The following is a 14,391-nucleotide window of genomic DNA, read 5'->3' on the forward strand; positions in this document are numbered from 1 at the left end:
AAGATGAATTGTAAACATTTTGGTGAGTGTGGTGCTTGTAGAGTATATGAAGGTGGTTATGAATCACAATTAAAACAAAAAGTAGATATAAATCAAGAGCGCTTTGTAAAGTTTTTTAGCAACCCGATAGAGGTGTTCGAATCTCCTACACAAAATTACCGTTCAAGAAGTGAGTTTAAAATCTGGCATGTGGGTGATGAAATCCATTATGCAATGAACCATATTGAGCATAAAGGTGTAGTACTGATAGACACGTGTCCACAGGTAAACACTTACATAAATGAACTTATGCCAAAGCTTATAAAAGCTATAGATGAAAAAGGGTTGGGGTTTAAACTTTTTGGAGCCGACTTTTTAAGTTCTAGCAACGGAGAGATAGTTGTATCGCTTCTCTACCACAGACAGCTCGATCAGGCGTGGCAAGATACAGCTGCTGAGATTGCTAAAGATCTTGGGATCTATATAATAGGGCGTGCTAGAAAACAAAAGCTTGTAATTGGGCAGGACTATATAACAGAAAAATTAGATATAAAAGGGCAAAATTATATATTTAACTATATAGAAAATTCTTTTACACAGCCAAACTCAAGAGTCAATGAAAAGATGATTGCATGGGCTATGGATGCCTTTAGTGATCACAAAGGTGATCTCTTAGAGCTTTACTGTGGTGCAGGAAACTTTACAATCCCTTTTGCAAAAATATTTGACAAGGTCTTAGCTACGGAGATATCTAAAAGCTCTATTAATGCGGCAAAAGCGAATATGGCACTTAACAGTGTAGAAAACATCGAATTTATCCGTATGAGTGTTGAAGAGTTTGTAGATGCTTTAAACGGTGTTCGTGAGTTTAATAGAATGCAGCATATAAATATAGAGGATTACAACATAAACTCTATCTTTGTTGATCCGCCTCGTTCTGGTATGGATGAGTTTACTTGTAAATTTAGTTCTCAGTTTGATAATATTGTATATATATCTTGTAACCCTGAAACATTAGCAAGAGATTTAGATATACTCACTCAAACACATGAGATCAAATCTATGGCACTTTTTGATCAATTCCCATATACACATCATGCAGAGATGGGTGTAAAACTTGTAAAAAAGGTTTAGGATGAAGTTAGTTTTATCTTTATTTATTGTTTTATCTTTAAGTAATGCCGATGAGATGCAGAGGCTTGATTCTATTGTTAAAGATATTGAAAACCTAAGAGTAAACTATGACCATTCACAAGAGAAGCTTCAAGAGTGTCAAGTAAAACTTTTAGATGAACAACAAAAAGCTGCATTATTACAGACGGAATTAAAAAACAGCGGTTCTCAAAATAAAGAGAACAAGAACTATGTTGACAAGATAAATAATTTGGAAAACCAAATAAAATATATGAATAGTATATTGAAAGACAAAGAAAAAGAGATAGCAAGATTAAAGCTTCCAAAAAAAGAAATAGTAAAAACCAAAATAAATGATAAGTGTAATTTGGAAAGTCAAATAAATCCTTTTCCAGAATTAAAAATGAGAGAATCTGGACAAAGAACTACAAAAGCGACTACTTACAGACTAAAACAAGAGAGTGTCATCTACTCAGATATAAATGGAAAAGAGATAGCCAGATGGGAAAAACTCACCTCTTTTACATCAACGTTAGCTGTAGAGGGTTGGATCAAAATTACCGGGTATTTTGTAGATAGGAAGTGGCAAAAAGCAAAAAGATCGATGTGGATAAAAGCTTCACACGCCTTGAAAAGAGACTAAACAATGAAAAAGATACTGATTATAAGCGACGGCATAATAGGACAACACTTTATCCAAAGGGTAAGTGAAACATATACTACCGAAAATATCTATTATATTGTTCAAACAAAAGCTCTCACTTATGAAGGTGTCAATCCTGCAAGATTTAAATTTTTTGAATTTGATCCGACAAGTTTTTACAAGTTGGCCAACATTTTAAAAATGGAGTTTATCCAAGTTGTTATAGCTATGGATAATCAGGCTGATGTTGAAAATACTATCAAAAATATCCGAAACATTAAAAAACAGTTGCGTATTATTGTTTTAAATCAGTGGAACATGATCAATCATGATGCCAATGTGGTTTTGGTAAACTCAAATGAGATTTTAGCTTCCCGTTTACAAGATTATCTTCCAAATGTTCCCGTAATCGCTCAAAACGTTGGAATAGGTGAGGGTGAAATTATGGAAGTGCTCGTCCCTTTTGGAAGTTCTTTTGTATATCGTCATATGGGTGTTATTGAGCAGAAAAACTGGCGTATTGTTGCGATCTATAGAAACAGAAAATTGATCATGCCTTCGCGCCGTAGAATGATTCAGCCAAATGATTTATTATTACTTGTTGGTGAGCCTGCCGTACTGAAGTCTGTATACCGTGCGATTAAACAGGAGCTCGGACAATTCCCTGAGCCGTTTGGTTCAAATATTTTACTTTTTATCGATATGAATATCGTAGCAAAAGAGAACATTAAAAAGTTGGTACGCCGTGCGATTTACGTTCATAACAAGCTCAAGCACAATCTCGTCATTAAGATTGTAAACCCATCAGATATAGAACTTTTACAGTATATAAAAGATTACAGAAGTATGGATGTTTCAATAGAGATAGACTATGAGAGCGTCGATCTGAAACAAAATTTTCTTTCCGATATAAAAGCATATCATGTCGGTTTAGTACTTGTTGCAGGTGAGATGTTTGCCGATTATTATGTTAGAAAAGCCCTCTATGAAGCACATGTACCTGTTTTAAAACTTGCAAATCGGGATTTCAGTACACTTAAAGATGCTTCGCTGATCTTGTCTGACAATAGAGACCTTGAAAAGATCTCGGCAACTATTTTCGATATCTCCGAGCAGATGAACTTCAACCTTGAACTTTACAACTATCTCCAAGAGCACCAAGATGATAAAGAACAGGTTATTGAGCATTTTAATAACCTTTCAACTATCTTCTCAAAATCGATTAAAGTGTTTAAAGAGAAAGAGAATCCGATCAAAGTATTAAAGCAAAAAGAGAACTTTATTCAGATCCTTCCGTTTACGGCAAAACTTACAAAACACCGTATGAGTTCTTTGTTCTCTACAGATAGCGAAAGACTCTATTTTAAACTTGATGATTATCATCAAATATTTATCCCGGTACAGCTCTAAAATTTACTCAATTTAGCGCTTTTTTAGTAAAAATTAAGTATTATCTAACATAATTAATAATTTTGGATAGATAATGCAAGTAAACATACCCCTTAAACAAGTAATAGACAACTCTTACTCAATCACAATTGATCAATTACCGCAAATTGAATTAGATACAAAAGTAGCGATTGTTACCAATCCAAAGGTAGCAGGATTACACCTTTCGTACCTTCTTTCAAAGATCTCTGCAAAAGAGTTATATATCATCACGGTTCCAGACGGTGAAGAGTATAAAAATCAAGCAAGTATAGATACTATTTTAGAATCACTTTTTAACCACCGTTTCAACAGAAAATCGATGTTAATAGCTTTTGGCGGTGGTGTTATTGGAGATATGGTTGGTTATGCAGCGAGTATCTACCAAAGAGGGATCGATTTTATTCAGATTCCTACAACACTTTTATCTCAAGTTGATGCAAGTGTAGGCGGAAAAACAGGTATGAATAATAAATACGGTAAAAACCTTGTAGGTGCTTTTCACCAACCAAAAGCGGTTTATATCGATCCTCACTTTTTAACTACACTTCCAAGTCGTGAATTTGGTGCAGGTGTTGCCGAGATAGTGAAGATGGCAGTAACGTTTAATAAAGAGTTTTTTGAGTATCTGGAGAGTGCTGATCTTAAAGATCCTAAAGTACTGCAAGAGGCAATTAAGCAGGCAGTAGAGACGAAAGCTTCGGTAGTAGCTCAAGATGAAAAAGAGCGTGGTCTTCGTGCAGCACTTAACTACGGGCATACTTTCGGGCATGTAATTGAAAATGAAACGCAGTATAAAACATATCTCCACGGAGAAGCTGTAGCTATCGGGATCATTATGGCAAATCAACTCGCTATAAAACTTGGACTTATGAGTGAAGATGAAGCATTAAGAGTTGCAAATGTACTTAAAAAGTATAACCTCCCGACAAGTTATCCTATCAGCAATACAGAGGCTTTTTACGAAACATTCTTTTTAGATAAAAAAAGTTCAGATGCAAATATAACTTTTATCTTGGCTGATGGTATCGGCGGGGTACAAATGCTTGATGATATTGCTAAAGAAACTGTAGTAGCAGTTTTAGAACAATTTGGAGCTCGCTAATGAAAAAAAGTTTATTGTTCTGTAGTGTATTATTACTATTACAAAGTGTATTAGTTAGTGCAGATAATGTGACTGTTCCAACAACCAATATTCAGGTACAAGGAGAAGAGGTCTCTGAGAATGGTATGACCCTTGATAAGGAACAACAAATCTTAAACTACGAGCAAGAACTTAAAGATTTGGACTCTTCAATCTCAGATGCCAATGTTTGGATCAAAAGTTATGCAACATATCTTGCAGCGCTTCGGGTAAAAGATGACTTGGATAAAATCAAACAGAGAATCAAATGGCTCTCTAAAAATGCAAAAAGTGCAAAAGAGAGAGATGAGCTTAACGGCCTTATTGCAAAAGAGAGTATCTTAACAAGTCAGATCGGACAACTCAAAGATGAACACTATACACCGTTTTCAGAGTTAATTACACCTCCGAAGATAGAAGAAATTCCTGAGATCAACAACCCGTTTGATATCTTTACGGGTTTATCGCTTATTAAAACACTCAATAATAACCTAGACGAGTATAAAAAGAAAAAAGAGAATCTCTCAGAACTTATTACAATTTTGAAAAAAGAGGTTGAAATTCATCAGAAACTTGCAGAGGTTGGTAACCAAGAGTATCGGGATGAACTAAAAGAGATTCAACTGCAGCTTTTACGATTTGAGCGAGCACTTGATACAATGAGCTCTACACTTGAAGTGTACCAAAAACGTTTAGATATTACGGCAGTTAATATCAATAAGTCTGTAGAGACTCAGGTATACAGACTTGCAAAAATCGGTATTGCTATTTTAATTGTCTTTTTTATCTTTTTTGTGTTGAAGTTAATCGTTAAAAAATATATCACTGACAATGAACGATTTTATATGGCAAATAAGATCATTACATTTACAAACTTTACGATTATTCTTTTGATCGTATTTTTTAACTATATTGAAAATGCTTCTTATCTTGTAACTATCCTAGGTTTTGCCTCAGCCGGTATCGCCATTGCGATGAAAGACTGGTTTATGAGTATCCTTGGATGGCTTGTGATCGTATTTGGAGGTAGTATCCACGTAGGCGACAGAATCCGTGTAGATATGGACGGGATGCAGTATGTCGGAGATGTACTTGATATTTCACTTTTGCGTATAACAATACTCGAAGATGTGACGTTAACATCTGTAATGACAAACAGACGTGCGGGAAGAATTATCTTCATTCCGAACAACTATGTATTTACAAAGATGATTGCAAACTATACGCACAACTCTTTAAAAACTGTTTGGGACGGAGTTAAAATCACTATCACTTTTGATTCAAACCATAAAAAAGCGATGTACCTGGTAAAAGAGATCACAAAGAAATACTCAAAAGGGTATACTGATATTACAAGAAAACAGTTAAACAGACTGCGTCAGCACTATAGTCTGAAAAACACGAATGTTGAACCGAGAATCTACTCTTTTATAGCAGATAACGGTTTAGAGGTAGAAGCTTGGTACTTAACAAATGCATATGCGACGTTAACGTTAAGAAGTGTGATCTCAACAGAGATAGTTGACGCTTTTAATAAAGAGGATGACATTACTATTGCATACCCAACACAAAAACTACATGTAGATATGAGAAGTGCTAAACCGACAGCTCTACATGAAAATGAGTTAGTATAATGAAAAAAGTTTATTTTAAAACATTTGGATGTAGAACAAACCTTTACGATTCTCAGGTAATGATGAGTGCTTTAAAAGAGTATGAGATTACGGAAAATGAATCTGAAGCAGATATGATCGTAATCAACTCTTGTACCGTTACAAACGGGGCAGATACACATGTGCGCTCATATATCTCTCAAGTGGAAAAAAGCGGCAGCGGTGCCAAACTTTTTTTAACTGGTTGCGGGGCGCACACAAAAGGGGAATCTCTTTTAAAAGAGAACCGTATCCACGGTGTTTTTGGACAGAGTGAGAAACAAAAGATCGATTTTCTACTTAACCAAGAGCAGCCTTTTTATGAGAAGGGTGATCTAAATCATATTGATGATGCCGTAGTTGGTGAATTTGTAGGAAAATCTCGTGCATTTATCAAGATCCAAGAGGGGTGTAACTTTAGATGTTCTTACTGTATCATCCCTTACGTTCGCGGTGATGCAAGAAGCATGGATGAAGAGCGTATTATTGAACAGGTTTCAAAACTGGCACTCAACGGTTTTGGAGAGTTTATCTTAACGGGGACAAACCTTGGCTCATACGGACAAGATACAAAAACATCTTTGGCAAAACTGCTAAAGCGTATGGGAATGATCAGAGGTGTAAGACGCATCCGTTTAGGAAGTGTGGAACCAATTCAAATCACAGATGAGTTTAAAGAGATTTTGGATGAACCTTGGTTAGAGAGACACTTGCATATCGCTCTGCAACACACGTCACCTCAAATGCTGAAAATTATGAACAGACGTAATGTATATAAACAAGACAAAGAACTTTTTGAGTTCTTAAGTGATAAAGGGTATACAATAGGGACTGACTTTATTACAGGGCATCCAGGAGAAAGCGCTGAGCTATGGAAAGAGGCGATGGAGAATGTAAAAAATCTTCCTTTAACTCACCTGCATGCGTTTACATACTCTAAACGTGACGGTACACCTTCAGCTACAATGAAACCGGAGGTAAACGGTAAAATTGCCAAAGAGAGACTTCATGAGTTGGAGAGCTTGGTAAATCAAAAAAATTACGATTTTAGAAAAGCTTTTAACGGCGAGCTTGACGTTCTTGTAGAGTCTTTTAAAGATGGATATTATCACGGGCTTGATCAACACTTCAATAAAATTGTGATAGACTCAGATGAAGATCTGCTTGGTAACTGGATCACTGTGAGCGATTATCAAGTAAAAGAGGAGTTTAATTTTGCTAGAGTCTAAAAAAAATCGTATAGCACTTTTTGTTTCAGCATTTTTTATTATTGCCTTGGTTCTTTTTGCAATCCTTCGTGATAATGCTGATAGTATCACACTCTCACAAGCTACACAACTTTTACAGGATAGAGATGTAACAAAAGTTGTAGCGACAGAGGAGTATGTGTACCTAAAAACAGATAGTGGATACTTTAAAATAGCCTCTTCGCAAGTTACCCCTCAAATGTTTACAGATTATAGAGTGGAAGTGGGAAGCGAATCAAACATACTGATCTACATTCTCTTCTTAGTTCTGTTTTTAGGTCTGGGAACTATGGGATTAAGATTTTTACAAAAAAGGGATGGATTTCAGATCTCCAAAGAGGGGATAAGTCGTAACACATCTAGCAAACCTGAGATCTCTGCACCGATAGAAGCGATAAAATCGGATGTAAGTTTTGATGATATCGGCGGAATCAGCGATGTAAAGATTGAACTTGAAGAGATCATAGACTTTATGAGAAATCCGAAACGCTATAAAAGTTTCGGTGCACGCCTGCCTCGCGGTGTATTACTTGTAGGACCTCCTGGTGTGGGTAAAACTATGATCGCAAAAGCTGTGGCAAATGCTGCAGGTGTACCGTTTTACTACCAAAGTGGTGCATCGTTTGTACAGATCTATGTGGGAATGGGTGCAAAACGTGTTCATGAACTCTTTGCAGCTGCGAAGAAAAATGCTCCAAGTATCATCTTTATAGACGAGATAGATGCCGTTGGGAAAAAGCGTGACGGACAGAGAAACGATGAAAGGGAAGCGACACTTAACCAGCTTTTAACTGAGATGGACGGTTTTGAAGCTTCAAGCAGTGTAATAGTTATTGCCGCAACAAACAACATCGGTGTACTTGATCCTGCACTTCTTCGTGCCGGACGTTTTGATCGTAGAGTTTTTGTTGAACTCCCAACTAAAAGAGAGCGTGCGTCTATTTTAGAGAAATATCTCTCAAAAGTACCTCACAGTGTAGACACACTGCAAGTTGCAGATATGACTGTAGGTTTTAACGGTGCAGCTTTAGCCGCTTTAGTGAATGAAGCGGCACTTTTAGCACTTCGTCAAAATGAGTTTCAGGTAAATATCGAGCATTTTTATCAGGTAAAAGATAAGGTGATGTTTGGAAAGAAAAAGTTACAGATGCTTAACGATAAACAAAAGTCGTATCTCGTAACATATCAAGCAGGAAAAGCATTAATAGCGACATATTTTGATCTTCCGTTTGAGAAGTTAATGCTTTCAAATGAAAAGCTTTTACCTGTTAGCAATGAAGCTTTTTTACAACAAGATCTTGAAGCGCAGGTGAAGATGCATTTAGCAGGTGTAGTAACATGTGATCTAAAATATCAACAACATGCAAGCAGTGCAAAGCAAGACCTTGATGAAGCAAAAGAGCTTGTAAGAAAGATGTGTGATGAGTACGGTATGAGTACATCTATCCTTGGTGATGCAAACGAGCAGCAAAATGTTTTAGACAGACTTTATGGAGAGTGTAAAACACTTTTAGAATCAAACAGTGACTTGATCGAGCAGATAGAGAGTGTTTTATATGAGAGAGAAAGCATCACTAAAAATGAGATCAAAAAGTTATTTCGTTAGGTTTATATGAAGTTTTTTAGTGGTTTTTCGCTGCAAAATGAGCAGTATCTTTTTTCACCTTTTATCAAAAAGAGTGAAGTTTGTGTATGTGGTTTTAGTTACGGTGCTATAAAAGCGTTTGAGTATACTCAAAAGTGTTTAAAAGAGAGCAAAAGAGTAGATACTCTACAACTTTTCTCACCCGCTTTTTTTCAAACAAAAGATGAGAAGTTCAAGCGTTTACAGCTAATGTCATACAAAAAAAACAAAGAGTTATATTTAGAGAATTTTATAAGCTCTTGTTTTGCTCCTTATGAGAAAAAAATAGTTGAGCTAAATGACTATGACACGATCGATGATCTTCAAAAGTTACTTGAGTATGAATGGGATTTAGAAGAGTTACAAAAGATTGTAGATGCAGGCGTTGTAATTGAAGTCTATTTAGGATTTGAAGATAAGATCATAGATGCAGAGGGTGCTTACCAGTTTTTTAGACAAGTTGCGAATGTGACTTCATTTAAAAAAGCAAATCATTTTTTACAGCTGTGTTAAGTAATTTTTAGAGTCAAAATTCCGAGGACAAATCCTCCCTGCGGTCTGAGCCTCTCCATTTAGACTCTAAAAATTTATGGGCTGTGTATTTATATTTTTAAAACGTAGAAGCTCAGAGCGAAGCGAGGATTCGTCTTCGGAGTTTTAATAATATAAATACATATAAATTTATCTGAAGGAAACAATATATGAGTGAAATAAAAATAGGTGTTATAACGGCTAGTGACAGAGCTAGTAAAGGGATTTACGAAGATATTTCAGGTGTAGCTATTCAAGATACTATGAAAGATTATTTAAAAAGCGAATTTGAGATCGTTTACAGATGTATCCCTGATGAACAAGATCATATTGAAGCGACAATGAAAGAGTTGTGTGATGATGAAGGGTGTTGTTTGGTTGTAACTACAGGTGGAACTGGTCCAGCACTTCGTGATGTAACTCCGGAAGCTACTGAAAACGTATGTCAGAAGATGATGCCAGGTTTTGGTGAATTAATGCGCCAAGTGAGTCTTCAGTATGTTCCAACGGCTATTTTATCTCGTCAAACGGCAGGGATTCGCGGAAAGTCTTTAATTATTAATTTACCGGGTAAACCAAAGTCTATTCGTGAGTGTTTAGATGCAGTTTTTCCTGCTGTACCGTATTGTATTGACCTTATTGAAGGACCGTACATTGAAACAAACGAAGACGTGATCAAAGCATTTAGACCAAAGGCAAAATAATGGTATATGCAAAGTCGGAGTTTGCTAAAGATGCTTTAGCGGTAGTAGAAGAGTTACAAAGTTATTTTGCAACGAAACTAGGAGATGTAAGTAAGCAGTTTGGCAGCGATAAACCGTTTGAAAGAGTTGAATGGTTAAGAGATAACGGTGCTCACGGTGGCGGAAGCCGTTATGAAGCACGTGATGAAGAGATCTTTAACCGCGGGTCTGTTAATGTCTCTCAAGTACATTATGATGACGATGCAACGAAAAAGCTGAGTTCAGCAACGGCTATCTCTACGATTATCCATCCAAAAAATCCTCGTGTACCTTCAATGCATATGCATATCTCACTTACAGAGATGAGAGATGGGAAGATGTACTGGAGATTGATGGCAGACCTTAATCCTTCGATCGTAAATGAAGCCGATCAAGAAGCTTTTGATACAATGCTTCAAGATGCTAGCGGTCCGTTTTATGAAGAGGGGAGTGCTCAAGGTGATCGTTACTTTGCAATCCCTGTTTTAAATAGAACACGCGGAGTAAGTCATTTCTATCTTGAAAACTTTAGCAGCGGTGACTTTGTAATAGATAAAAACTTTGCTCTTTCATTTGGAAAAAAGGTAATAGATAAATATATTGAAATTATCTCAAATGCTATACAAAACAATCCGGAAGTATCTGAGGAAGATAAAAAAGAGCAGCTGGCATATCATACAACCTATTTATTCCAGGTTTTAACGCTCGATCGCGGAACAACTTCGGGACTTTTGGTACATAACCAAAACGATGTGGGTATTATGGGTTCTATTCCTGCTCAAATAGATGTAGAGCTGTTAAAAAGCTGGATAGAGTTAATGCCAAAACCACAAGATCAACTTGTTGAGAATCTTGTAGAAGCATTAGGGGGCAGTGGTATTGTTGATGTCGACGAAACAGTGAAAACTAAACTGGCAAATGCAGTACGCGAACATTATAAGAAAAATCCTGAAGCTATCTCAATGCAAGCTTCAGGTGCAATTATTCCTCCAACCGTTGCAAATCACGGATCGCTGTTAAATTAGCGTAAAAATTTTGTAACCCTTGGGTTACGTTTAATTGCTTCCTGCTTTGCTTCCTCTGTTGCATTAATGATGTTTTTAATAACAAACGGATTCACTTTTACCGCTTCTAATTGTACTTTGTCTGAAGGATAAGGGATAAACTGAATAATTTGAGGATTATGTTTTACAGCAGCTATTTGCGCTTCTTCAGTAAATGTATTTATCAATTTAGTTAATGCTATATTAAAACTGCCGTCTTTCATAATTTTATTAACTGCAAGAACCTGGATCTCTTTAGTTGGATTGTTAATCTCTTCAATAGCTCTTGGAGAACTTTCCAGTGCTGCTTTTTGTACATTATAAGAAGGGTCCTGTATAAATTGCACTTTCCACCAGTACTCTGTAACTGCTTTAATTTGTTCCTCTTCACTTAGTGCAGAATAGTATTTTGTTTTTTGTTCTATCTGCTGGGAATAAGAAAGGTTTTTTTGCTGAGTACATCCAAAACTGAATAAAGTTATAGACAAAGCAATAAGAAGGTTGATTAAAGGTGCCATAAGTAACTCTCTTCTTCCTGCCAACCATCAATCTCATCGATAATCTGCCCGCTAGGAGCGTCTATAATGTATGTGACTGGTTCAAACGGTCTTACTAGGTTTTTAGGATAGTTTTTATCTGTATCTTTATTTATAATAAGTTTGATATATTTTTTGTTGATATATTCTCGTATCTCTTTTTTTGTAAGTATTGTATCTACAAGACGGTGACAAAAAGGGCAACCATCGCTTACTAAAATTACGAGAAGATCTTTCTTCTCTTTTTTAGCAATGGTAATTGCTTTATTGTAATCTCTTTCATATCCCATATATTTTGCAAAAAGGTTATAATCATCCCAATAATTGGCATATAAAGAAATTGACAATAATGGTAATAATAATAGTTTCTTATAAAAATTCATATTTGCATTGTATCCTAAAATTATAAATTAAACTTAATATGTAATAACTGTACAAAACTATCAGTTATTTACTTATTGGTCTCGATCTCTTCTTTAAGAGCTTCTCTTAAAAATTCATACGTCGAACGGTTAAAGATATACTCTTTTGCATTAAAGAGTGTCTCAAACATAATTTTCCACAACAAAGAGAAGTTCTCCTCAGTTTTTATATTACAAAGAGTTTTTTGCATCTTTTGTTCAAGTTTTGCAATCTCTTTAGCATGTTTAATATACTCTTTTAAGATCTCGTAATCTAAACCAACCTCTAAGAAGTATTCAGCCAGTGTTATGATTGAAGCATCTTTTTTTGTAAAACTGTCTTCCTGAGCAGGGATAACGATACCGTCAGCCAATAATTTATCTAATAACTCTGTATCAATCTCAAAGTTTTCTATGAAGTCTTGTTTAGTGTAGTGCTCAAGCCCATTGTCACCGCTGAGTGTACTCATAAGGGGTGCTAGCATAGTGTATGAACCTGAGAATGAGTCATTTTTCTTCTCTAGGGCTAGTTTAATCTCTTCTATTGAGCTTCCCATGCTCTCTTGCATATATTTAATGTATTTGATCAGTTCTATATGTTCATCGTTATATTTATGTACATTAGCTTTAATCTTTTTTGCTTCGGGAAGTAAACCCTCTTTAATATAATATAAAATAGTTGACTTAGGAACATTGGTTTTTGCAACCACTTCAGAGATCTTATACTCCATACACTGCCTTTAAATAAAAGTTAAGAATTATAGCATATAATTTTATCGTTAAGTGTAACTTGACACTTTTTATTTAAAAATGATTTGAAAGGAGAAAAATGTCTTATATAGATTTACCGGAATTTGAAGATATGAGTCCTAAGATTCAAGACAAAGCAAGACCTATTTTAGAAAAAACAGGAAGCTTAGGTGAAATCTTCAAACTTCTAGCGATAGATGAAAAGATCTATTTTGCGACAGATGCAATGGTGCAGGGGTACCTTTTAGATGAAACATATTTAAGTTATGACGTTAAAGAGGCTATCGCACTACTTATCTCTCAAGAAAATAGTTGTAAAATGTGCGTCGGAGTTCATAAAAACATCGCAAAAATGTTGGGTGTGAGTGAAGAGAAGATTGAAGCTGTTTTAAACGGCATTGACACTATGCCTGTTGATCAGAAAGAGAAAGATTTATTACATTTTTGTGTAAGAGCTTCTAAAAAAGACAACTACAAAATGCAACAAGAAGATCTTGAGAAACTGTTTCAGCTTGGCTGGAGTAAAAATGAGGTGATCGAGGCTGTTGCGATAGTAGGGTATTTTAATTACATCAATACACTTTCAAATGTTTTTGGTTTAGGAGAGTAAATATATGCTGAGAAAGTTTGCGGCCGTTTTTCTTGTATTTAGCGCTATTGCTATGAGTGCACAAGAGAGTTATGTAGTGGACAAAAAGCATGACTTGATGTGGCAGGATAGTGATGAAAAAGTTATAGATATTTGGAAAATGGCTAGAAGTCATTGTTCGCAGTTAACTCTAGGTGGGTATGACAACTGGAGATTACCTACCAAATGGGAATTAGTAGAGTTATCTAAAGACAGTAAACTGAAACAAACTTTTCAATATATGAAGCATAATGTCTTTTGGAGTTCAGATGATGATCCAAAAGACCATTTTAATGCGATTACCGTTTATAGCGGTAACGGATTTATCTCCAGCAGTGACAAGTGTGAAGAGTATGCTACGATATGTGTAAGAACAAACAGATAGTTTCTCTTACACGCTTGTTATTTTAACAAACTTTTCAAATAGAGAGAATCTTCATCTCTATGGAAAACAAATACTACATTTCTAATATAACGACATTTTTCTAACACTTCAGCCACCGTTACATATGCTATCTCGGCAGCTTCTTTTTTCGGATAACCGTATATACCTGTAGAGATTGCAGGAAATGCAATAGATGTACATTTATAGCTATCGGCAAGGAGTAATGAGTTTCTATAGCAAGCGCTTAATGATTGTTTTGGATCTGCATCATTACCGTAGATTGGTCCGACGGTATGGATTACATATTTTGCTTTTAAACGACCCGCTGTTGTTATTACCGCTTCACCGGTCGCAAGACCGTTTGGATACTCTGTATCTCTTAGCGTTTTACACTCTTTGAGTATCTCCGAGCCTCCTGCTCTATGGATAGCCCCGTCAACGCCTCCGCCACCAAGCAAAGAGGAGTTTGCAGCATTCACTATTGCATCCGTATCGAGTGTTGTGATGTCACCTATGAAAATATCTATTTTATTATTTGCCATCTACTATGATATTTCATACTAAA

16 protein-coding genes are annotated in these 14,391 nt (G+C 35.8%); 12 read left to right on the forward strand and 4 right to left on the reverse strand.

Annotated features, from left to right (window positions below; translation table 11 throughout):
- The first annotated feature begins 3 nt into the window (after positions 1 to 3).
- The 10 genes from trmA (at position 4) to QWY88_RS02075 (ending at position 11,108) form a co-directional block, all read left to right on the forward strand.
- Positions 4 to 1,113 (forward strand): tRNA (uridine(54)-C5)-methyltransferase TrmA, encoded by a 1,110-nt coding sequence (trmA, locus tag QWY88_RS02030; RefSeq protein WP_304543533.1) that lies wholly within the window; start codon positions 4 to 6, stop codon positions 1,111 to 1,113.
- A gap of 1 nt (position 1,114) precedes the next feature.
- The gene (locus QWY88_RS02035; protein ID WP_304543535.1) at positions 1,115 to 1,756 is read left to right on the forward strand and encodes a hypothetical protein; all 642 of its coding nucleotides are present in this window, start codon (positions 1,115 to 1,117) and stop codon (positions 1,754 to 1,756) included.
- Between the two features lie 3 nt (positions 1,757 to 1,759).
- Positions 1,760 to 3,166, forward strand: a complete 1,407-nt coding sequence (locus tag QWY88_RS02040; protein WP_304543537.1) for a COG3400 family protein — start codon at positions 1,760 to 1,762, stop codon at positions 3,164 to 3,166.
- A gap of 73 nt (positions 3,167 to 3,239) precedes the next feature.
- Complete coding sequence (gene aroB / locus QWY88_RS02045) at positions 3,240 to 4,289, forward strand: 3-dehydroquinate synthase (protein ID WP_304543539.1); 1,050 nt, start codon at positions 3,240 to 3,242, stop codon at positions 4,287 to 4,289.
- Positions 4,289 to 5,941, forward strand: coding sequence for a mechanosensitive ion channel domain-containing protein (locus QWY88_RS02050; protein WP_304543541.1), 1,653 nt, complete (start codon positions 4,289 to 4,291; stop codon positions 5,939 to 5,941). The genes aroB and QWY88_RS02050 overlap by 1 nt, the downstream gene beginning before the upstream one ends.
- Positions 5,941 to 7,188 (forward strand): tRNA (N(6)-L-threonylcarbamoyladenosine(37)-C(2))-methylthiotransferase MtaB, encoded by a 1,248-nt coding sequence (mtaB, locus tag QWY88_RS02055; RefSeq protein WP_304543543.1) that lies wholly within the window; start codon positions 5,941 to 5,943, stop codon positions 7,186 to 7,188. The genes QWY88_RS02050 and mtaB overlap by 1 nt, the downstream gene beginning before the upstream one ends.
- Positions 7,175 to 8,812, forward strand: coding sequence for an AAA family ATPase (locus tag QWY88_RS02060; RefSeq protein ID WP_304543546.1), 1,638 nt, complete (start codon positions 7,175 to 7,177; stop codon positions 8,810 to 8,812). The genes mtaB and QWY88_RS02060 overlap by 14 nt, the downstream gene beginning before the upstream one ends.
- Positions 8,813 to 8,818: 6 nt before the next feature.
- Positions 8,819 to 9,343 carry a pimelyl-ACP methyl ester esterase BioV gene (gene bioV / locus QWY88_RS02065; RefSeq protein WP_304543548.1) on the forward strand — a complete coding sequence of 175 codons (525 nt, stop codon included), beginning with the start codon at positions 8,819 to 8,821 and terminating at the stop codon, positions 9,341 to 9,343.
- 188 nt (positions 9,344 to 9,531) lie between these two features.
- On the forward strand, positions 9,532 to 10,065 hold the full coding sequence (gene mog / locus QWY88_RS02070; protein ID WP_193114607.1) for a molybdopterin adenylyltransferase: 534 nt from the start codon (positions 9,532 to 9,534) through the stop codon (positions 10,063 to 10,065).
- A complete protein-coding gene (locus QWY88_RS02075) occupies positions 10,065 to 11,108 on the forward strand; it encodes a coproporphyrinogen III oxidase (protein WP_304543551.1) in 1,044 nt (347 codons plus the stop codon). The genes mog and QWY88_RS02075 overlap by 1 nt, the downstream gene beginning before the upstream one ends.
- Here QWY88_RS02075 and QWY88_RS02080 read toward each other — a convergent pair.
- The 3 genes from QWY88_RS02080 to QWY88_RS02090 form a co-directional block, all read right to left on the reverse strand.
- Positions 11,105 to 11,644, reverse strand: coding sequence for a hypothetical protein (locus tag QWY88_RS02080; RefSeq protein WP_304543553.1), 540 nt, complete (start codon positions 11,642 to 11,644; stop codon positions 11,105 to 11,107). The two genes, QWY88_RS02075 and QWY88_RS02080, sit on opposite strands and share 4 nt — an antisense overlap.
- Positions 11,632 to 12,045, reverse strand: a complete 414-nt coding sequence (locus tag QWY88_RS02085) for a thioredoxin fold domain-containing protein (protein ID WP_304543555.1) — start codon at positions 12,043 to 12,045, stop codon at positions 11,632 to 11,634. Before QWY88_RS02085 ends, QWY88_RS02080 begins: the two co-directional genes overlap by 13 nt.
- Before the next feature lie 68 nt (positions 12,046 to 12,113).
- Positions 12,114 to 12,794 (reverse strand): MerR family transcriptional regulator, encoded by a 681-nt coding sequence (locus tag QWY88_RS02090; protein ID WP_304543557.1) that lies wholly within the window; start codon positions 12,792 to 12,794, stop codon positions 12,114 to 12,116.
- Between the two features lie 98 nt (positions 12,795 to 12,892).
- On the opposite strand from QWY88_RS02090, the gene QWY88_RS02095 reads away from it, so the two are divergent.
- Both QWY88_RS02095 and QWY88_RS02100 read left to right on the forward strand, forming a co-directional pair.
- The gene (locus QWY88_RS02095) at positions 12,893 to 13,423 is read left to right on the forward strand and encodes a carboxymuconolactone decarboxylase family protein (protein WP_193114611.1); all 531 of its coding nucleotides are present in this window, start codon (positions 12,893 to 12,895) and stop codon (positions 13,421 to 13,423) included.
- A gap of 4 nt (positions 13,424 to 13,427) precedes the next feature.
- Entirely contained in the window at positions 13,428 to 13,826 is a 399-nt protein-coding gene (locus tag QWY88_RS02100) for an Lcl C-terminal domain-containing protein (RefSeq protein WP_304543560.1), read from the forward strand.
- 17 nt (positions 13,827 to 13,843) lie between these two features.
- On the opposite strand, the gene QWY88_RS02105 is transcribed toward QWY88_RS02100, so the two are convergent.
- Positions 13,844 to 14,368 carry an O-acetyl-ADP-ribose deacetylase gene (locus tag QWY88_RS02105; protein WP_304543562.1) on the reverse strand — a complete coding sequence of 175 codons (525 nt, stop codon included), beginning with the start codon at positions 14,366 to 14,368 and terminating at the stop codon, positions 13,844 to 13,846.
- Between the last annotated feature and the right edge of the window lie 23 nt (positions 14,369 to 14,391).

It is taken from the genome of Sulfurimonas sp. hsl 1-7, assembly GCF_030577135.1.
Lineage (GTDB): Bacteria > Campylobacterota > Campylobacteria > Campylobacterales > Sulfurimonadaceae > Sulfurimonas > Sulfurimonas microaerophilus.